The organism is Paenactinomyces guangxiensis, assembly GCF_016055185.1.
Classification (GTDB): domain Bacteria; phylum Bacillota; class Bacilli; order Thermoactinomycetales; family Thermoactinomycetaceae; genus Paenactinomyces; species Paenactinomyces guangxiensis.
In genome coordinates this window covers 61,538-81,493 of record NZ_JAECVR010000016.1, presented here as the reverse complement: position 1 = coordinate 81,493, position 19,956 = coordinate 61,538, and the positions used below count along the sequence as shown (strand labels likewise).

23 protein-coding genes, 1 pseudogene and 1 riboswitch are annotated in these 19,956 nt (G+C 45.6%); of the genes and pseudogenes, 18 read left to right on the top strand and 6 right to left on the bottom strand.

Features of this window, described 5'->3' with window-relative positions:
• Positions 1-6: 6 nt before the first annotated feature.
• From I8U27_RS14710 to I8U27_RS14670, 9 genes are all read left to right on the top strand, one after another.
• Positions 7-1,458 (top strand): hypothetical protein, encoded by a 1,452-nt coding sequence (locus tag I8U27_RS14710; RefSeq protein ID WP_181753386.1) that lies wholly within the window; start codon positions 7-9, stop codon positions 1,456-1,458.
• 150 nt (positions 1,459-1,608) lie between these two features.
• A complete protein-coding gene (locus I8U27_RS14705) occupies positions 1,609-2,586 on the top strand; it encodes a COX15/CtaA family protein (protein ID WP_181753384.1) in 978 nt (325 codons plus the stop codon).
• 97 nt (positions 2,587-2,683) lie between these two features.
• A riboswitch (FMN riboswitch) is annotated at positions 2,684-2,819 on the top strand.
• 167 nt (positions 2,820-2,986) lie between these two features.
• Positions 2,987-4,081 carry a bifunctional diaminohydroxyphosphoribosylaminopyrimidine deaminase/5-amino-6-(5-phosphoribosylamino)uracil reductase RibD gene (gene ribD / locus I8U27_RS14700; RefSeq protein ID WP_181753382.1) on the top strand — a complete coding sequence of 365 codons (1,095 nt, stop codon included), beginning with the start codon at positions 2,987-2,989 and terminating at the stop codon, positions 4,079-4,081.
• 14 nt (positions 4,082-4,095) lie between these two features.
• Positions 4,096-4,734, top strand: a complete 639-nt coding sequence (locus tag I8U27_RS14695) for a riboflavin synthase (RefSeq protein ID WP_181753380.1) — start codon at positions 4,096-4,098, stop codon at positions 4,732-4,734.
• Positions 4,735-4,802: 68 nt separating this feature from the next.
• Positions 4,803-5,996: a bifunctional 3,4-dihydroxy-2-butanone-4-phosphate synthase/GTP cyclohydrolase II gene (locus tag I8U27_RS14690; protein ID WP_181753378.1), complete on the top strand. Its 1,194-nt coding sequence runs from the start codon at positions 4,803-4,805 to the stop codon at positions 5,994-5,996.
• A 17-nt stretch (positions 5,997-6,013) separates the two neighbouring features.
• A complete protein-coding gene (gene ribH, locus I8U27_RS14685) occupies positions 6,014-6,484 on the top strand; it encodes a 6,7-dimethyl-8-ribityllumazine synthase (protein WP_181753376.1) in 471 nt (156 codons plus the stop codon).
• A 31-nt stretch (positions 6,485-6,515) separates the two neighbouring features.
• Positions 6,516-7,268: a segregation and condensation protein A gene (locus I8U27_RS14680; protein ID WP_181753374.1), complete on the top strand. Its 753-nt coding sequence runs from the start codon at positions 6,516-6,518 to the stop codon at positions 7,266-7,268.
• Positions 7,268-7,939, top strand: a complete 672-nt coding sequence (scpB, locus tag I8U27_RS14675) for an SMC-Scp complex subunit ScpB (RefSeq protein ID WP_181753372.1) — start codon at positions 7,268-7,270, stop codon at positions 7,937-7,939. The genes I8U27_RS14680 and scpB overlap by 1 nt, the downstream gene beginning before the upstream one ends.
• Before the next feature lie 177 nt (positions 7,940-8,116).
• On the top strand, positions 8,117-8,290 hold the full coding sequence (locus tag I8U27_RS14670; RefSeq protein WP_181753370.1) for a hypothetical protein: 174 nt from the start codon (positions 8,117-8,119) through the stop codon (positions 8,288-8,290).
• Positions 8,291-8,503: 213 nt separating this feature from the next.
• Here the strand turns inward: I8U27_RS14670 and I8U27_RS14665 are convergent, their stop codons facing one another.
• Positions 8,504-8,728, bottom strand: a complete 225-nt coding sequence (locus I8U27_RS14665) for an NUDIX hydrolase (protein WP_181753451.1) — start codon at positions 8,726-8,728, stop codon at positions 8,504-8,506.
• A gap of 141 nt (positions 8,729-8,869) precedes the next feature.
• Complete coding sequence (locus I8U27_RS14660) at positions 8,870-9,934, bottom strand: nitronate monooxygenase (protein ID WP_181753368.1); 1,065 nt, start codon at positions 9,932-9,934, stop codon at positions 8,870-8,872.
• 210 nt (positions 9,935-10,144) lie between these two features.
• On the opposite strand from I8U27_RS14660, the gene I8U27_RS14655 reads away from it, so the two are divergent.
• Positions 10,145-10,528, top strand: coding sequence for a hypothetical protein (locus I8U27_RS14655; RefSeq protein ID WP_181753366.1), 384 nt, complete (start codon positions 10,145-10,147; stop codon positions 10,526-10,528).
• A 162-nt stretch (positions 10,529-10,690) separates the two neighbouring features.
• Here the strand turns inward: I8U27_RS14655 and I8U27_RS14650 are convergent, their stop codons facing one another.
• The 4 genes from I8U27_RS14650 to I8U27_RS14635 all read right to left on the bottom strand — a co-directional run bounded on the left by I8U27_RS14650 (position 10,691) and on the right by I8U27_RS14635 (position 12,266).
• Complete coding sequence (locus I8U27_RS14650) at positions 10,691-11,482, bottom strand: ABC transporter ATP-binding protein (protein WP_181753364.1); 792 nt, start codon at positions 11,480-11,482, stop codon at positions 10,691-10,693.
• A gap of 215 nt (positions 11,483-11,697) precedes the next feature.
• A complete protein-coding gene (locus tag I8U27_RS14645) occupies positions 11,698-11,952 on the bottom strand; it encodes a potassium channel family protein (protein ID WP_181753449.1) in 255 nt (84 codons plus the stop codon).
• Positions 11,868-12,038: a hypothetical protein gene (locus I8U27_RS14640; protein WP_181753362.1), complete on the bottom strand. Its 171-nt coding sequence runs from the start codon at positions 12,036-12,038 to the stop codon at positions 11,868-11,870. Before I8U27_RS14640 ends, I8U27_RS14645 begins: the two co-directional genes overlap by 85 nt.
• A gap of 33 nt (positions 12,039-12,071) precedes the next feature.
• The gene (locus I8U27_RS14635) at positions 12,072-12,266 is read right to left on the bottom strand and encodes a hypothetical protein (RefSeq protein ID WP_181753360.1); all 195 of its coding nucleotides are present in this window, start codon (positions 12,264-12,266) and stop codon (positions 12,072-12,074) included.
• 284 nt (positions 12,267-12,550) lie between these two features.
• Between I8U27_RS14635 and I8U27_RS14630 the strand changes: the two are divergent.
• From I8U27_RS14630 to I8U27_RS20720, 8 genes and pseudogenes are all read left to right on the top strand, one after another.
• A pseudogene (locus I8U27_RS14630) lies at positions 12,551-14,010 on the top strand (CoA-acylating methylmalonate-semialdehyde dehydrogenase).
• Between the two features lie 92 nt (positions 14,011-14,102).
• Positions 14,103-14,450, top strand: coding sequence for a VOC family protein (locus I8U27_RS14625; protein WP_181753358.1), 348 nt, complete (start codon positions 14,103-14,105; stop codon positions 14,448-14,450).
• A gap of 60 nt (positions 14,451-14,510) precedes the next feature.
• Positions 14,511-15,371: a M23 family metallopeptidase gene (locus I8U27_RS21055; RefSeq protein WP_181753356.1), complete on the top strand. Its 861-nt coding sequence runs from the start codon at positions 14,511-14,513 to the stop codon at positions 15,369-15,371.
• A 155-nt stretch (positions 15,372-15,526) separates the two neighbouring features.
• Positions 15,527-17,317: an aminodeoxychorismate synthase component I gene (gene pabB / locus I8U27_RS14615; protein ID WP_181753354.1), complete on the top strand. Its 1,791-nt coding sequence runs from the start codon at positions 15,527-15,529 to the stop codon at positions 17,315-17,317.
• 160 nt (positions 17,318-17,477) lie between these two features.
• Positions 17,478-17,792 carry a hypothetical protein gene (locus tag I8U27_RS14610; RefSeq protein ID WP_181753352.1) on the top strand — a complete coding sequence of 105 codons (315 nt, stop codon included), beginning with the start codon at positions 17,478-17,480 and terminating at the stop codon, positions 17,790-17,792.
• A gap of 32 nt (positions 17,793-17,824) precedes the next feature.
• Positions 17,825-18,649, top strand: coding sequence for an SDR family oxidoreductase (locus I8U27_RS14605; protein WP_181753350.1), 825 nt, complete (start codon positions 17,825-17,827; stop codon positions 18,647-18,649).
• A 141-nt stretch (positions 18,650-18,790) separates the two neighbouring features.
• A complete protein-coding gene (locus I8U27_RS14600; RefSeq protein WP_181753348.1) occupies positions 18,791-19,006 on the top strand; it encodes a hypothetical protein in 216 nt (71 codons plus the stop codon).
• A 291-nt stretch (positions 19,007-19,297) separates the two neighbouring features.
• Entirely contained in the window at positions 19,298-19,399 is a 102-nt protein-coding gene (locus I8U27_RS20720) for a PIN domain-containing protein (RefSeq protein ID WP_309506163.1), read from the top strand.
• Positions 19,400-19,956: the final 557 nt, after the last annotated feature.

Here is a 19,956-nt window from a genome sequence, read left to right as displayed (position 1 = left end):
CAGCAGATGCCGGAGGCAAACTGTTCAGCTCCGCCACTCGTGGAGCGTCAAATTACCTATCTGGTTATCCCTTTTGCCTACCTGATGCCCTATGAAACAGCCGTGCAAACTCTTGCTTCGGCCACAAAAGCCGGTTCAAACACTTGTCTTTGGAGGTTGAAGAATGATTCCAAGCAACAGTTATTTCAGCATGTGGATCACTTAATTGATTGCAGCCCCGGGCAGAATGAAGCGATTGGGAAAAGATTGGTGCTTGAACCTGCGGGAAAGTCTGCACACTGGCTTCCGAACAACACGAAGGAGCTTGTAACTTTTACACCGGCCGGGGAGTCTTACGCGTTTTCTATTGGTGAAATTGTTGTCTATTTATTTGAAACACAAGTTGGTTTTATGGTGTATGAGATCCGTTACCCCTCCGGAACAGCTGTTGATGATCTTATCAGCTGTAACTATTATTTAAAAAAAATCTCTCAATACAGACACAAAATACACCGGAAGCCGCGGCCAAAACAACCGGAAAAAGTGAGACAAACGTTATGTCTGGGTGAAACAACTTTAAACCTGCTTTCAGAGATCAAGGTGGAAACGTTTTTTGAAAATGCAAAGGGACTTCCACGGAGGGCACTTGTTTACAGCGGAATTGTTCTGGACAAAAGCGTGTGGGGCAGGCCTGATACCGAATATGAAAATCTGCTGAAAAACTATTTATTTCTAATGCGCCGTTCTTTTAAAAAAACCTACCTTCCTGCTGAGTCGGAGTTTAATTTGACGGATAACCCGGAAGTGCTGCAAACTTTTCAAAACAGTTACTGGGGAATTTCTTTGGAAGGTGCGGCACAAGTAAGCCACCTGGTTGAAAATGAGAAAACCAATCAATTTTTTTTGGAAAACCATATCAACAATGTAAAGAGGACTTATTTTTATCTTTATATTCTGGTTTTACACCAATATTTTGCATTGCAGTACTTTTCAATACTGGCTTCCCGGCTTCCGTTTCGGTCGGAAGATCATTTTCAAAAAATTAATCCGTCAGCAAAAGACAGACCCTCCGTAGAATCATTAAAAAACAGAATGGTTCTTTTTAAATTGCGTTCTTCATTTAAGCAGGTCAGCCATATTACTCACCAGGCCAATTTATATGTATTGATGCGTACCGCTTTTCGGATTGAGGAACTTATGGAGGAGTTACAACTGGAACTGGATGCGATCACCGCTTTGATCGACATGGAAGATAATGACCGGAGAAACCGTAATCAGAATGCAATTATGATTGCCAGCTTCTTTTTTGTAATTATCTCCGTCCTGGCAGACGGTTGGTCAGTGTCTGAAAATATTGACAAGGGGCTATCTTTTAAACAGTATTGGGGATATATTTCGTTTGGGATTTTAATTGCTTTACTTTTATTTGGAGGCTTATGGGTGACCGTTTATTTGTTTAAAAACAGATTTAGAAAATAGGAGAGGACCCGGTTGATCTGTGGCAAGTGATAACTGTAAATGTAGCGGGTTTTTGGAAAGTTTGTGCCTATTGGGTGGCAGGTTGCCTCCGGGGGCGGTACATGTGTTATGATGTGGTTTGAAAGATCCGCCTGCAAAGGGGAAATAGAGATGCAAAAACATCGCTTGCTAAAAATACTTGCTGTTGTCACCTCCTTCGGCTCTTATTTGATGTTGCTGATGGGAGCAATCGTTTCAAAAACAGGTTCCGGAAAAGGCTGTGGAAACTCCTGGCCGTTCTGTCACGGACAGTTAATTCCGGAGTCGTTGCCCATTGAAACGGTGATTGAATACAGCCACCGGATTGTTTCAGGTGGAGTCGGGTTTTTAATCCTAACTTTAACAGTTTGGGCCTGGCTGGCCTATCGTGAGAATCGCCGCGTTAAAGTTTTGGGCTTTATGAGCCTTTTCTTTGTCGTGTTGCAAGGGGCGCTTGGGGCCTTGACGGTCGTGTTTGAAGGGTCCTTTGCCAAGACAGCGGCACTTGCCCTTCACTTTGGTTTCTCGCTGATATCTTTTGCCAGCGTTGTTTTGCTGACTGTTTACTTATTTCAGCTTTCAAGAGAAACAGAAGGGGAAGGGAAGACGGTTACACGAAATGCCCCTGTCTCCGGGCGGATTCGTTACACAGTCTGGGGTTTGGCCGTCTACACCTATATCGTAGTGTATACAGGGGCACTGGTACGCCATGCGGAAGCAACGATGGGCTGCGGTTTTTCTTTCCCGCTCTGTGGTGAAACCTATTTTCCCAGTTTTTCATCCCTGGCCGGGATTCATATGCTCCACCGTTACGCTTCCATCACACTCTGGCTGTGTGTCTTGTGTTTCCTGGTGGCTGTCATTCGCCGCTATCGAGCGCGGGAAGATCTCTTGCGGGGCAGCTGGCTGGCATTTATCCTGATTACGATTCAGGCCCTCAGTGGCATGATCACCGTTTTCACCGGCGGACAACTGATGGCTGCTCTGCTTCATACAACTATTATTTCCGTCTTTTTCTCCGTTCTCAGCTATCTGTGTATGCAACTGGGTTTGCCCTGGAAGCGGGAATCCGGTGAGTCTGTCAATAGCCGCACTCCTGTTTTGTCATAAGGACGGGATGGGAGATCTCATGTCGGGGAGCAATTTCCTCGACATTTTGTGTTTGTTCAGCTATACTCAAACTTAGGATCAAATCTAATTGAATAGCAACATCCTTCGGGGCAGGGTGAAATTCCCGACCGGCGGTGATGGCAGTTTTTTGCCTCAGTCCGTGACCCGCGTGAGCGGTGGATTCGGTGCAACTCCGAAGCCGACAGTTAGAGTCTGGATGGGAGAAGGATGGTAGGATTGTGTACCCTTTAACATGTGTTTTTTGCACTGGAGTTGAAGGTTTATTTGACTATGCTTAACTTTGGAAAGCGGTATACAATCTGCTTCTTCCCGAAAAACGGTCGTCCCCGGTCACTATGATCGGGGCTTTTCATTTATTTTTACAGGTAAGGAGAACAGAATGAGTAAGCACGAAGATTGGATGCGTCTGGCATATGAGCTGGCAAAGTCGGCAGCTGGGCAGACCTCGCCAAATCCGATGGTCGGCGCTGTTGCTGTAAAAGAGGGACGCATCATTGGTTCAGGGGCCCATTTGAAAGCGGGCACTCCACATGCGGAAGTGTATGCTCTCAACATGGCGGGGGCTGAAGCAAAGGGGTGTACCCTTTATGTCACGTTAGAGCCATGTGTCCATTACGGTCGCACCCCGCCCTGCACAGAAAAAATTATCTCGTGCGGGGTGAAACAAGTGGTGATTGGATCGGTAGATCCTGACAGGAATGTATCGGGCAAGGGGATATCCCGCATGCGCGAAGCGGGGATTGAAGTGATTTCAGGAGTGTTGGAAACAGAATGCCTGAAGCTCAATGAAGCCTATTTTCATCACCGGAGAACAGGCAAACCCTTTGTCACACTGAAAACAGCCACAACGCTTGACGGCAAAATTGCGACAGCAGGCGGAGACAGCCGTTGGATCACCGGGGAAGCATCAAGGCAATACGTCCACCAATTGCGACACCGGTATGATGCTATCTTGGTAGGTGTCGGGACAGTTCTCGCTGATAATCCCCGCCTTACCACTCGGTTGGAGACAGGGGGAGTCAACCCGCTTCGTGTTATCGTCGACAGTTCCCTGCGAATCCCGATCGATGCGAATGTGGTTGACACGAGCGAAGCACCGACATGGATTTTTACGACTGAGGCGAGAGATTTTGAAAAGGAGAAGCGATTGAGGGAGAAAGGGGTAGAAGTGATCCCGGCCGGAGCGGGTCCGCGTGTCGGATGGGAACCTCTGCTTCGCCATCTGGGTGAAAAAGGTATCTTGTCCCTGCTGGTTGAAGGAGGGGGAGAGGTTAATGCCTCCTTGCTCTCTGAAAACCGTGTGCAGAAGGTGATCGCTTTTATTGCTCCAAAACTGATTGGGGGCAAAGACAGTCCAACCTCGGTGGAAGGAGAAAGTCCCGCTAAAATGGCTGAAGCGCGGACGTTGTGCGATATCAGTATTGAGCAATTTGGTCAAGATCTCTGTGTGACAGGTTATATTGTAAATGAATAACGGGAGGCGGGTTCATGTTTACCGGATTGGTAGAAGAGGTAGGACATATTCGCCAGATATCAAAATCGGGGATGGCGATGGAGTTAACAATTCAATGTGAAAAGGTACTTGAAGGAACAAAATTAGGGGACAGTATTGCTGTAAACGGTGTTTGCTTAACTGTCACCCGTCAGGGCTCACTCTATTTTACGGCTGATGTGATGCCGGAGACGATGAAGCGAACCAATCTGAAATATCTTCAACCTTCATCCCCGGTTAATCTGGAGCGGGCTGTAGCGGCCGGACAGCGGATGGGCGGCCATTTCGTCCAGGGTCATGTAGATGGAACGGGCACGATTATTGAGCGCCGGCCTTTTGAAAATGCAGTTTTATTTGGTTTTCGTACAGCCCCGGAATTGACCCGGTACATGATTGAAAAAGGTTCTGTCGCCGTGAACGGAATCAGTTTAACCATCGTGGATGTGGGAAGTGATTTCTTTACCGTTTCCGTGATCCCCCATACCCTTGAACATACACAGCTTCAATCTGCCAAACCGGGAGATCTGGTAAATATTGAGTGCGATATGATTGGAAAATACCTTGCAAAGTGGGCAAACATGCCGTCCTCACAACCGCTCGGCCTGGAAAAATTGAAACAAACCGGGTTTGTGTAAGTTTAATAATTATAAAAAAGGACTTCTAAAAACAGGGTATACGTGAAACTTAACGGAGGTGAGGAAGTATGTTTCATTCCATTGAAGAAGCGATTGACGATTTGAAACAGGGCAAATTGATCATCGTGGTTGATGATGAAGACAGGGAGAATGAAGGGGATCTGCTCGCTCTTGCTGAAAAGGCGACCCCGGAAGTGATTAATTTTATGATTACCCACGGCCGGGGATTAGTTTGTGTACCGATGACAGAAGAAAGAGCGGAACAATTGGATCTTCCGTTAATGGTCAACCGGAACACGGATCGCCACGGGACAGCGTTTACGGTGTCTGTGGACGCTTTTAACACCAGCACAGGAATTTCCGCTTTTGAGCGGGCTGACACGATTCAACAGTTGATTGATCCGGTGAAAGGTCCACATGATTTTCGCCGCCCGGGACATATTTTCCCGCTTGTGGCGTGTCAGGGCGGAGTTCTGCGCAGGGCAGGTCATACCGAAGCAGCTGTCGATCTGGCACGGTTGTGTGATTCATACCCGGCTGGGGTGATCTGTGAAGTGATTAAGGAAGATGGCACAATGGCCCGCGTTCCTGATTTAATGAAGCTGGCCCAAAAATTTAATCTCAAGATGATCACCATTCAAGACCTGATACACTATCGCAGACGCAAAGAGACACTGATTGAGCGTGTGGTCTCTGTCCGTATGCCGACAGAGTTCGGAGAATTTCAGATGGTCGGTTATTCCAATCAGGTTGATGACAAAGAACATGTGGCCTTTGTCAAAGGAAACATTGATCCGGAAAAGCCGGTTCTGGTCCGGGTTCACTCTGAATGCCTCACCGGCGATGTGTTTGGTTCCCAGCGCTGTGACTGTGGCCCGCAACTCCATGCCGCTTTGGAAAAAATCGAACAAGAAGGAACCGGTGTCCTGCTATATATGCGCCAGGAAGGACGGGGGATCGGATTGTTAAATAAATTAAAAGCGTATAAACTGCAAGAAGAAGGCCTGGATACAGTGGAAGCCAACTTGAGCCTGGGTTTTCGCGACGATTTGCGGGAATATGGGATTGGGGCACAGATTTTGCGTGACCTGGGCGTAAGAAAAATGCGCCTGTTAACAAATAATCCCCGCAAGATAACAGGATTAAAGGGATATGGCTTAGAAGTAGTTGAAGTATTGCCGATTGAACTCCCTGTCAATAAGAATAACAGAAAATATATGGAAACAAAGAAAACAAAATTAGGGCATTTATTGCACTTATGATCTGAGGTGGAACTGCAATGGCAAAAGTTTATGAAGGCAACCTGGTGGGTAAAGGGTTGAAATTCGGGATTGTCGTAAGCCGGTTTAATGAATTTATCACTGGTAAACTGTTGGAGGGAGCTCTGGATGCACTGAAAAGGCACGGAGTAGAGGATCTGAATGTGGAAGTTGCCTGGGTTCCCGGTGCATTTGAAATACCGCTGGTTGCTGACCAGATGGCGGCATCACGCAAATATGACGCAGTTATTACCCTGGGTGCGGTGATTCGCGGCGCCACCAGCCATTATGATTATGTCTGCAGCGAAGTTTCAAAAGGGGTGGCTGCTGCCGGGGTCCGCCACAGTTTGCCTGTCATTTTTGGAGTGATCACAGTGGATAATATTGAGCAGGCCATTGAACGGGCAGGCACCAAAGCCGGAAACAAAGGTTGGGAAGCAGCTGTAAGCGCGATTGAGATGGCCAACCTGCAACGTGTGTTGTTTGGTTAATATGTTGAATAGAAAGTCGTGAGCCAAAATCGTGGATGTGAAAATTAAGCTGGATATGTTTGAAGGTCCTCTGGATCTTCTCCTCCATTTAATTGAAAAGGCGGAAGTAGATATCTACGAAGTTCCCATTGCCAAAATTACTGATCAGTATATGGAGATTTTGACAGAAGCCCAGGAGATGAAACTGGATGTCGCCAGTGAATTTTTGGTGATGGCCGCCACTTTGATCGCCATTAAAAGCCGGATGCTGCTGCCCAGGCAGGAGCTTGGTGAAGATGAGATGAACCTTGGCGAAGAAGAGTGGTTTGATCCCCGTGAAGAACTGGTTGAGCGGCTGTTGCAGTATAAACGCTTCAAACGGCTCGGTGAGTTGCTTAGGGAACGTGAACAGGAACGAAACAAGGTTTACTCACGTCCGGCCCTCGATCTGGCTGCCTACGCACCGGCAGTGAATCCGGTCGATGGTTTAACACCTGATGATTTGTTACAGGCGTTTGTCGATGTCTTGAAAAGCCGTAAACCATCGGAACCAATGACCCGTGTAGCACGGGAGGAAATCTCCGTCAGTGCCCGCATGGAAGAAATTTACCAGGATCTCCTCAAACGCGGGCATCTTCTTTTCTCCCGGTTGCTGGAGTGGGACCAGGTAACCAGAGAGCGCGTGATTACCACCTTTTTGGCATTACTGGAATTAATGAAATTGAAAAAAATCATTTGCCGCCAAAAAGATCTGTTTGGCGAGATCCTGATTGAAAAACTGGAGGAAGCGGAAGTGAGTGCGTGATGGGAAACCATGAAATGAAAGCGGTGATTGAAGGCTTGCTTTTTGCTGCCGGAGAAGATGGCCTAAGTACCAAAGAGATTGCAGATGTAACCGGGCTGGCCAGGCACGAAGTGGAGCTTTTGATCCATGACATGCGTGTCGATTGGAAGGAAACAGGACGCGGTCTGCAAATTGTCAAAGTGGCACAAGTGTATCAGATGACCACACTGCCCGAGCATCGCCCTTATTTTGAAAAACTGGCTCAAGCACCCACACGTTCCCAACTTTCCCGCGCTGCCCTGGAAACGCTGGCCATTATTGCTTACCGCCAGCCCATCACCCGCCTTGAAACAGAAGAAATTCGCGGGGTCAAAAGTGACCGCATCATTCAGCAGCTGCAACGAAAGGGACTTATACGCGATGTGGGCCGCGCGGAAGGGGCCGGCCGCCCGATTCTCTACGGGACAACGAAAGAGTTTCTTGAGTATTTTGGCCTCAACCATATTGATGAACTGCCTCCGCCTGATTCTATTTTTAACTGGCAGGAATGGGAACAGGATCGTAAAGACTTGTTCCAGCGCCTCGGTGTAGAGCCAAATGAGGAGCAGGCAAAAAGCCAGACGGATGAAGTAAAAAATGAAGCGGAAGGTGAAACTGAGTCAGAGAAAAAAACGGAGTCTGTACAGGCGTAAGAATGTTACATAAATTGAATCGATGAGAGACAGAATTAAACAGACATACACCCCCCCTAATTTTAAGAAATAGGGGGGTATTGTATGTCAGAAAGCATATAAAGAAGAGGGACAAATGGTTTAAAGGGTAACAGGAAATAATATGTACCGGAATAAAAATGAATTGGAGTGAAATAGATGAAGGAAAATGAAAAATCAGTTGAAACCAAAGCGGACCTAAAAACATTGAGAGAAAAAGAGTTAGATCAAGAATTAACAGATTGTGACATCATACATGAAGAAATTGAAGCACAATACCATACAACGGGATTAACTTATATTGAACCAAAAACAGAAAATCTTCATGACTAGCTAATTTGACCCGCGCTATTTCTTCAGTGCCTGGATGGATTGCCACATGAAATAAAATTTCAAGGCAGCCTGTGTGCCCCCATCAAACAAATCAGGAGTCGCATTGAATTATTGTGCAACTTCTTTTATCGAAAGCCAGCGATGTTCGTATGAACCATCTCCGCTGGAATCAATAGGCCTTCCGCGCGGCAGCGGAAGAAAAAACCTAATGTGTCAATTGGGCCTTGCAATGTTTGATAAACAGAATGGTGTCAGGCACTCCATAATTGTAACAGACCCTTGTTGAACAATATGGTGAGGATCATCCAGAATTTCAGTAACAGTGAGGCCTGTTTCTTCTTTGACCTCACGCTTTAATGCGTCTAAAGCAGATTCAAATTCTTCCAGCCTTCCACAGGGAAACTCTAACGCTTTCGGGTCCGGAGGGCGATCGCGAATTCAATAATATTTCTGTTTCGTTGTTAATTTCACGTTCAATGATGCTCCTGGCATTTACATACATTTTATCTTCTCCTTTCATGTGGTATGCTTTATCTTATTTCTGTGCAAAGTAGACACGCAAGCTTGAAAACAACAAAATCAGATTGAGAGGCCAAGTTTTCTGGTTGACTCAGCCAGCGCGCTTCTAGTCTCATCCATCAACAGATGAACCAGCTCGGCTGCGGGTATTTCCCGGGCAAGTGGATAACCCTGTCCGGCCCATAATGACATAGAGTGGGGGTCCCCCGCCTGTGCGGCGGCTTTCCGCAGTTCTTTCGTGAGATGATGGAGATGTGGATACGCTGCGGGTGCCATCGGTTCATACTCAGACATGAAACGGTTAGCCAAACCGCGGGCACGACGCCCAGTAAAGGCACGGGTGAACGCCGTCGAAGTGAAACGCGGATCATGGAGGGCAGCTTTATGTACCGGATGTGCCCCGCTTTCCGGACAGCGCAAAAATGCAGTCCCTAATTGTGCCGCACAGGCGCCTGCCGTCAGTACCGCAGCGATGTCGCGGCCATGCATGATTCCTCCCGCGGCGATCAGCGGTAAATCCGCTTTTTCACGAATGAGGCCGAGCAGCACAAGAAGGCTCAGGTCTTGATCATCGGAAAGATGATTGTGGAACGATGCGCGATGACCGCCAGCCTCTGCACCTTGCACACATAACGCATCAGCGCCTGCCTGTTTGGCTGCAAGAGCTTCCTGTATGGTTGTAACAGTTACTACAACCAATGATCCGCAATGTTTCAGTTTTGCTATAATGTCAGACGAAGGACAGCCAAATGTGAAACTTACCACGGGTACCCGTTCCTTATACAGAACAGCGAGCTTGGCATTCCAGTCATCATCATCTGACAGGGGTTCACCGAGACTCACGCCGAGACGTCGGGCTTCCGGTTCCAAACTTTCCCGATAACGGTCTATTGTTTCAACATCAACGCGATCATCACCCGGCACAAAAATATTTACTCCAAAAGGTTGATCTGTCAGATCCCGTACAGCATGAATTTCTTTTTGCATGGCTGAGGCTGTTTTGTATCCGCCTGCGAGAAAGCCAAGCCCGCCGGCACGAGATACTTGAGATGCGAGATCGGGAGTTGAGACACCTCCGGCCATTGGGGCCTGGATAATAGGGATAGAAAGAGAATTCAGGACCATCGTTTCACCTCAATGTTGATAAAAAGATTTTTACACCCTCAATAAGATAAGTCATCTTTAATAAAAAATTATATCATATTTTTAGATAGTCGAAATAATTAACAAAAAATCGGCCTGTTTAAGCCGGTGATTCTCCAGTTTATTCCAGAGTTTAACTATTTATCCCGGAATTTCCCGCAGCAGATAAAGAAGCAAACGTGGAGGAAGTTTATGCTGGTAAATAACTCCTTATTTCATCTTTACACAGAAAAAATTTCAAGTTTGCCTGAGCATATCAGTAAAAAGAACTTGCTCCGGCCAGATTTTTTACTGGAGAAAGAAAATGGCATGGAGATCTCATATGGTCCATTTGATTATTTAAACCCTGAAGCAAAAATAGTGAAAGTAGGCATTACCCCGGGCTGGAGCCAGATGATGCTTTCTTACGCACAAGCACGGGATTCTTTACGTCAAGGGAACTCTGCGGAAGAGATCTGTTATCAAGCCAAAAAACAGGCCAGTTTGGCCGGTCCCATCCGAGTCAACATGATCCGGATGATGGACGAAATCGGAATTTCGCAAAAATTAGGGCTGGTCTCCAGCCAACAATATTAAGCCGAATGCCTGCTATGACGGGCTTATCACCTGTCGCAAAACGAACGCCCCCAAGTAGGAAGGGAGAGGTCCATAGCGATAAGAACCCCTCCGGTATGATATCCTTTCCGCCATAGAGGCTGGGAGGTGAAGAAACTATTTTAAAGAAAATCATTTAAATCCTCACGAAATTGTGGAAGGTTCGGTAAGAGAAATCCAGAATCGCCCGTTCTGATGAAGAACTTCCATCGATGTGTCAAAAAAGTCACTCAGCAGTTGAGAAGTCATAATTTTTGACGTGAGTCCGGTTGTATACACTTTGCCTCTTTTAAGGAGCAGGGTATGGCTTAAACACGGCAAAATTTCCTCTACATGATGGGTAACATAAATCAACGTTGGACAGCCAGGCTGACGGGCGATTTTATCAATTAATTTTAATAACTGCTCCCTTGCCAGAATGTCAAGGCCGGTGCAGGGTTCGTCCAATATTAATAACCTTGGTGACGCCATCAGAGCTCTGGCAATCAGCACTTTTTGCCGTTCTCCATGTGACAGGGTATCATATGTACGCTCTGAAAGTTCCTCCAAGCCTAAGAAGGCCATTAAAGAGATGGCTTCTTCCTCATCTTGCTTCTCCGGCTGTTCGTACAGTCCAATCGAAGCAAATTTCCCACTCAGGACAATCCGTCCCGCTGTTTCATGGCCATACAGTTTTTGCTGGAGCGATGAGCTTACCCATCCAATCTTTTTGCGGAGCTCACGCAAATCACATTCACCGAATTGATGGCCAAGGACGGTGACTGTACCGGTGGTCGGCCAAATATAACCATTGAGCAAATTCAACAATGTCGTTTTGCCAGATCCGTTGAGGCCGACCAGGCACCAGTGTTCCCCGGGATTGACCTGCCAGGAAATGTTCTGTAAAATCATTTTCTTTTCTCGTTTCCATGAAACATGTTTTACATCGATGATCATGTTTTTTCATCCCTTTCGTATCTTCCAATAATAGCAAATAAATAGTTTTCCGCATGGTTTTTTCGCTGTTTGCTATGGCCGGTTCATTGATTTCATTCGACAGAACCAGCCATAATCATGTTTTTGATCTTCATTTTATAGGAACTTTATCGATCGCGGGATGTTTTTTCGTAATGTTTCCATAAGAGATAACAGTTCCTGATATTCTTCCTCACTTATTTCTCCGCTTGGGATTGCACGTAACGGATAAGATCAGAGCGAACTCGATTTTCATCCGTATTATACCGGTTTTTATTTTGGTTCAGGTATTCGATAAAATGAGTGGCTACACTGGCGGTGACAGAACCGATCAAGCCAATTCCCGTAAACATCAAAATGGTTGCAATCACTCTTCCACCCAGCGTAACCGGGGAAATATCGCCGTAACCAACGGTGGTGGTGGTAACAACCGCCCACCAGACAGCGTCGATATATGAATGATGCGCATAAAACGGAACAAAGCATCCACGGGTAACATGGCGATCAGATCAAACCAATTTTTTTTACAAATTGCCATTTATCGGGTGCCTTGATGAGCCGAATGATATATTCAAGCAGAAAAAATAGTATAAACCCTATCGATTCCGGCGATTTCCCTTTCCGACAATAAGTCCGGAATCGAATCAAAAGTGCTTTGCAGCAGCAGAATTGCATAGGATAAGACGAGAAAAGTAATAAATATTTCGTAGTACAAATGCCAGTTTAGCTTGGCAATCATTTTGATAAATGTATTTAAGCGGAACATGTAATTCCCCTTTCTCCAAAGGTGGCATAACTCTATTATACTGGGTTGCAGAAAGGGAATTATTGCCAATTAAAGACAGGGATATATGATATTTTAGATGATAAATGAACTATACTTTTTATAAAGAAAAAATATATTGAGTGGATGTATAAAATATCATACAATTTAGATAAATGTTAACCGCTTCACTGAAAAAAACTTTCACCGTTTTGAATCATTGGGTGATAGAGGCCAGACAAGTTGAGAGATTCCAAACCGGCAACTGATGAGAGGGGATTGAAACAATGGCTGCGAGAAGCGAAGTGAAAACATTAAAGAACTTCATTGGCGGCAAATGGGTGGAATCCGGTTCCGATCAAAGAGAACCCGTTCCCAATCCCGCGACGGAAGAGGTTTTGGCACACGTACCGCTTTCCAACCGGGAAGATTTGGATCAGGCGGTGCGGGCAGCGAAGGAAGCGTTTCAAACATGGCGCAAAACTCCTGTTCCACGCAGGGCCCGCATTCTTTTTAAATATCAGCAGTTGCTGGTGGATCGCTGGGAAGAGCTGGCAACCCAGATTACCCGGGAAAATGGTAAGAGTTATCAGGAAGCCTATGGAGAAGTACAACGGGGGATCGAATGTGTTGAGTTTGCCGCAGGTGCTCCCTCTCTGATGATGGGCAAACAACTTCCTGACATTGCGACCGATATTGAATCGGGAATGTACCGTTACCCGGTTGGAATCGTTGGGGGATTACCCCGTTCAACTTTCCGATGATGGTTCCCTGCTGGATGTTTCCACTGGCCATTGCGTGTGGCAACACTTTTGTCTTAAAGCCCTCTGAACGGACACCGCTTTTGGCGAATCGGCTGGCTGAACTGTTCTCCGAGGCCGGACTTCCGGATGGGGTTCTAAATGTGGTACATGGCGCTCATGAGGTGGTCAACGGACTTCTCGAACATCCGGATGTAAAGGCGATCTCCTTTGTCGGCTCCCAGCCGGTGGCAGAATACGTATACAAAACCGCCTCTGCCCGCAAAAAGCGAGTACAAGCCCTGGCTGGTGCGAAAAACCATACCATTATCATGCCGGACGCTGATTTGGACGATGCTGTCCGGCAGGTAATCAATGCCGCTTACGGATCAGCCGGGGAGCGCTGTATGGCCTGTTCTGTGGTGGTAACGGTCGGGGAGGTTGCCGAACCGTTTATCGAGAAATTGAAACAAGCCGCTGATGATATCAAGATGGGGAACGGTTTGGACCAAAGTGTGTTCCTGGGTCCGGTTATTCGTGATGCACATAAACAGAGAACCTTGAAATATATTGAAACTGGTGAAAAAGAAGGAGCCCTGCTGGTCCGCGACGGCCGGAAAGACACGGCGACAGACCAACGGGGATACTTTGTCGGCCCGACGATTTTCGATGGCGTGAAGAGAGATATGACCATCTGGAAAGATGAGATCTTTGCACCCGTTCTCTCTATTGTCAGAGCAGAGAGCCTGGAAGAAGCGATTAAGGTGGCAAATCAATCTGATTTCGCCAACGGTGCCTGTATCTTTACCAAAGACGGTTCAAATGTGCGCCAATTCCGTGAAGAAATCGATGCGGGGATGCTTGGTGTCAACCTGGGAGTGCCCGCACCCATGGCTTTCTTTCCGTTCTCCGGCTGGAAAGATTCGTTCTACGGAGATCTGCATGCCAACGGTTCAGACGGAGTTGAGTTTTATACGAGAAAGAAAATAGTGACCGCTCGCTGGTAAACACCTGAATTTTCAGGGCAATGATAAGAACTTGTGTTTGATTTTTTGTTATTATTAAGTACAAATAGATAATCTAAGGTGGGGAGAAAAAAATGAAGACAACATTGATGCACGTTCGAGCGAATGTATCTAATCTTCAACGATCCATTGAGTGGTATGAGAAAGTGTTAGGGTTTAAGGTGACAGGAGCCTGGCCGCCGGAAAAACCAAACTATGCTCATTTTGATGCTGAGAAAGGAGCCATATTTTCAATTGCTGAGGATCGAAGGGTTCCGTCTAATGGTAGATTTAACTTTTATGTTTCCGACGTAGATCATCTGTGGGAAGAAATAAAACATAAAGCAGAGATTGTCGAAGAGTTGTGTGATACCCCGTATGGATCAAGAAAATTTACGATTCGCGATTTATACGGCAATGAACTGGGGTTTGTAAAAGAATAACGATTGCTTCACGAAACCATTTCCATACTTCTATTGGAAGAAAGCAAAGGAGTCTCATCGTTGCGTAAATTTGTCTTGATTTTTTTGCTGCTCATCCTTGTGGGTTTCGCGGGATGGTATTTTTATGATCAAAATCATATTTCCTGGGAAAAGCACGAAATCAGGAGCTTTGAGGTTCCGGGAAAATTGGCGCCTCTTTATGTGAAAACAGCGAATCAATATCAGTTATCCTGGGTTTATCTGGCATCTATTGATGAAGTTAAGACAAAGTACGAAAAAGTGAATCAAAAAACGATGGACAAGCATGCCCGTCTATTGAAAAAATTATTGAACGGGAAAGAAGATTCGCCCGAAAACGTAGAAAAAGCTTTGCTTCAGATTTACCCCCACCCGGAGGTAACTCAAATGATGGAGATTGCCGATTCTTATGCATGGGAGGCAGCTCCCCTGACCGAAGCATACCTGTTCCCATTTCGCAAACAGGATCGCAAGCGGGTCTCTTACTCCGACAGCTGGGGAGCCGGAAGAACGTACGGCGGAAAACGAAAACATGAAGGTACCGATTTGATGGCTCCGAAAGGTACACCGTTGATTTCGACCACCGATGGTGAGGTGGTTCGCAAGGGATGGGACCGTCTGGGGGGCTGGCGGCTTTTGATTCGTGATACCAAGCATCCGCAGATTTACTACTATTACGCGCATTTAAGCAGATATGCGAATGGAATTGATGAGGGAGACAAGGTAAACAAAGGTCAAGTGATTGGATATGTGGGGGATAGCGGGTATGGTCCGGAGGGCATGACCGGGAAATTTACTCCCCATTTACATTTTGGAATCTATGTGAGCGAGGGGCTGTTTTCTGTTCGGCGGGAGGCGATTAATCCCTATTCGTTCCTTAAAGTTTGGGATGCGAAAAAGTAAATGGATTCCTGCAAATCGTTTGTGAGCATGGTTGAAAATAAGATAAAAGATGGTATTGCAGACTCTGTCGAATCAAAATAAAGTAGATTTGGTAGGGTCTCTTGTTTGTTTAATCATATATGTGTGACCTGTTGAGCGAAAGAAGGCGATGGATCATGGTTAGCACGAAGGTTCCGTTTTTACATTTTGAATTTGCGAATGTTGAAGGGAAGAAGCATCCTGTAATTTTCTCAGATCCTTTGAGGATCATTCAAATACATTCGGTGAAAGAAATCATACCTGCCCTGCGGGAAATTGAACATGAAGTCAGCAAGGGGTTTTATGCAGCCGGTTACCTTTCATATGAGGCAGCTCCTGCTTTTGATCCGGCTTTTTCCGTTAAAGAAGGGGGCAAGATGCCCTTATTATGGTTTGGTTTGTTCCGTGAACCCGCTTCATTGTGCTCTCTGCCACAAAGCGATGGCACTTTTACTGTTTCCAACTGGGAGCCGGATACAAGTTTGAACAGCTACAATCATTGTGTTCAGGCGGTTCGGGATGCGATTGAAAGAGGAGATACTTATCAGGTTAATTACACCATGCGTCTTCGTGCCAAATTCAGCGGAGATGACCTTGGTTTTTATCGCAAATTGTCACGGGCTCAAAACTCAAATTATAGTGCCTATTTAAATACGGGGCGTTTCCGGGTGTTGTCCGCTTCGCCGGAGTTGTTTTTTCGATGGGATGGAGAGACAATCACAACCCGGCCCATGAAAGGCACGATAAAAAGAGGCCGATGGCCGCAAGAGGATCTTCGTCATCGGCGATGGCTGGAACAATCTGAAAAAAATCGGGCTGAAAACATGATGATTGTTGATTTATTGCGTAACGATCTGGGGCGTGTGGCGGAAAAAGGCTCTGTTCAAGTAACCGGACTTTGCGAGGTTGAACGCTATCCTACCGTGTACCAGATGACATCCACTATCAAAGCGGCCACCAATGACCATATCACCTTAAGAGATATATTATCCGCTCTATTTCCCTGCGGGTCGATCACAGGTGCCCCCAAGGTGAGTACCATGAACATCATTGCAGATCTGGAAAGTTCACCAAGAGAGGTCTACTGTGGGGCAATCGGGTATATCACTCCCCAGGGAGAAGCCATCTTTAATGTTCCCATCCGCACCACAGTTATTGATACTGAAACCGGAATCGCCGAGTATGGAGTGGGTGGAGGCATTACATGGGATTCAACAGCTGAAGGAGAATATGAAGAAGTTCTTACCAAAGCTGTCTTACTGACGGAGGAACACCCGGAATTTCAGTTGCTGGAATCTTTACGGCTGGAGAATGGCAAGTACTGGCTGCTGGAAAGGCATTTGCAACGGTTGCAGGCGTCGGCGGACTATTTTCAATTTCATGTATGCCCCGCGAAGGTACAGAAAAGCTTAAGTGAGTATGCAAGAATGTACCCGGAAGATGTGTATAAGGTTCGGCTGCTGGTTTCAAAAGAGGGGACAATCCGGGTTGAGGGACAGCCGGTCAAGCCGATTGGAGATGCATGTCCGGTCGCTTTGGCAAGTGAACCGATTTCCGGACAAAATCGCTTCCTGTATCACAAGACGACAAACAGGGGCATGTACGAATCCCAACGGAGGAAGCACCCGAATGTATTTGATGTTCTGCTGTGGAACGAAGCAGGGGAACTGACCGAATTTACAATTGGCAATCTGGTTGTTGAGATGAATGGGAAAAAGTTTACCCCGTCGCAAGAATGCGGTTTGCTTGCCGGAACCCTGCGGGCAGAGCTGCTGGACAGCGGTGAGATTGAAGAACGGGTACTTACACTTGATGATTTAAAAACGATTGATTCCATTTGGCTGATCAATAGTGTGCGCGGATGGGTGCCTGTCAGGCTATTGAAACAAACGGTCTCGTCAGATTCACTCACTCCCTCTCCGGTATAATAAAGGTACCGGAAGACATGGGCGGATCCATATCAACCTTCTGTTATGCAGGAGGTTTTCTTTTGTTTAGACAGGATTGAGAGGATAAATGTTTAATAAATCATAGAAGTTAGCTTTAGCTATCATAGGCCATAGACGATCTGAAAGGGAGGCTTTTACAGTGGAATTTTTAGAAAAACTGACACGGGATTCTGAATTTCGCAATACTATTTTTAAGGATCGGGAAGAGTATATTCAGTTTTTGGAGTATACCATTTATTTTTATAAAAAAGTGATGGGGAAAGAACCGGAAACAATTATTTTAAGCGCAAAGTTGTTTGAATATATTGACAGCATCGAAAAGAAGTTTAACGCTTTCTATAATAATAAGGAAGCCCATTCACACAGCGAAAAGCCGGAACAATTTATACATCTCTCCCAGGGTACCTTTCGCCTGGTGACTGACCCCGACGAATCTTTTTTGCGCTGTGAATAGGTACTATTTTAAGTTCGGGAGGAAACAAGTACATGACAAAACCTGTTGCTTTTATTACCGGAACTTCAAGCGGCTTTGGTCTCCTTGCCAGTATCGCCCTGGCCGGCAACGGTTACTATGTGGTTGCATCGATGCGCAATCCGGAGAAGAAAAAAGCGCTGGAAGAAGCCATTCACCGGCAACAGATCAAAGAGATAGAAATGGTCCCATTGGATGTAACCAAACATGAGGAGGCAACCGCTACGATCCAGGAGGTGATCAAGCGACTCGGGAAAATAGATGTCCTGGTCAATAATGCCGGCTATGCGGAAGGAGGATTTGTGGAGGACCTGAGCATCGAAGATTTCCGCCGCCAGTTTGAAACCAATTTCTTTGGCACAATCGCAGTGACAAAGGCAGTCCTCCCCCATATGCGCAGGCAAAGAACCGGAAAGATAATTAATATTAGCAGCATTAGCGGCAAAATCGGATTCCCCGCACTCAGTCCCTATGTCTCCTCCAAACATGCACTGGAAGGATTCAGCGAATCCCTTCGTCTGGAACTGCTTCCTTACGGTGTCTATGTCTCTCTGATCGAACCGGGTTCATATCAGACAGAGATATGGTCAAAGGGATTGGGAAAAGTGCATACTGGTGAATCGGCTTATGAAAAGGAAATGGCAAAGATCATCCGCGAAGTGAACCACATTTCCCAAAGCGCAGCTGATCCCCAGGAAGTTGCCGATTTGATTGTACAGGTGGCAAATACAAAACACCCGAAGCTAAGGTATCCCGTCGGCAAAGGGGTGGAGAGTGGTATTTTTCTGAAACATCTGTTGCCCTGGTCATGGATTGAGAGGAGAATTTTGCAGAGATAGGTAGAGGGACGAAGCCCTTTCAACACATGGAGTTCCTCAAACCAACAAGTCTCACTATAAGTAGTGTTACACGATTTGGATATCAATTAATTACCAAATTTGTTATAATGAAAATCAATGATGCCAATCAGGGGTGATGATATGATCCCAAAAAAGCTTGATCATCAAACAGCCAAGGAACTGAAAGCAATATTGACCAGGCTAAATATTTTTAATCAAAGGGTTACCATCGATTTCGGTAAAGAAACGGTTGAGATTGCAGAAGATGAATATTCTATTGACGATATTTTAGAGGCGGCTGGCACACTCACTCCTGAACGTGCTGAAGAATTGCTGGAGGAAGTTAATTGGGACTAATGCTTAAAGGATATTTGCTGGATACAACATAGCCATCGCTTTACTGGTAAATGAAAAAGAAGTCATTAACTTTGCCCATCAAGCTTACCAAGACAAACTAGGATTATATTTTTCCGTTATAACAGAATGTGAGGTTTTTACTGGTTTGAAACCAGAAGAACAGTTAAGGGCAGTTAAATTGTTCAGTCCCAGACGGTGTATTGATGTCACTTCCCGAATTGCAAGAGCTGCAGGAATTGTCAGAAAAGACAATTAAGAAAAGGACGAAAGTTAAAAACGCCCGATTCCTTAATTATAGCTACTGCTCTTGAACATAATATCACCCTCGTTTCCAGGGATAAGGATATGAAATTTGTTAATGATGAGTATGAAATTGACTTGATCAAACTTTAGAGGGTTGTATATGATTTGCGAGATTTGATGACCAGAGCGTTGACAAGGCACCTGCAAAAAAGGTGTCTTTTTCATATAGGAAATTCCGACATGTCTTATCAAGAAAGCCCAAGGCAATGACAAAAATCGTAATTTAAACTTTCTCTTAAAAGAATCAGTGAAAAAGATGAACGGATAGAAGGAGTAAAGATATATGATATATCAATTTAAAGTAATACCTAAAGATATCGATCCTCCTATAAGGAGGGAATTTCCAGTCGATAGCGAGATTACTTTCTACCAGCTTCATAAAACGTATAAAGGATGAATTTTTCCCGAAACACAGAGAACGCGGATTAAGGCTGGGAAAGGCGAAAAAAGTGATTAACAAATTTGATACGCTGATCGGGATTTTTAAAAAATACAGTTTAGAGTTGAAACTGTTTTTTGTGGAAATAGGTGTAAAATTCACCAAGACCTATATAGATATAAATCAACGTTTTTACGATAGTATTGAAGACATGTATTTCTCTGTGATTCAGATGGTAAATGATGAAGAGACTGGAGAATTATATGAG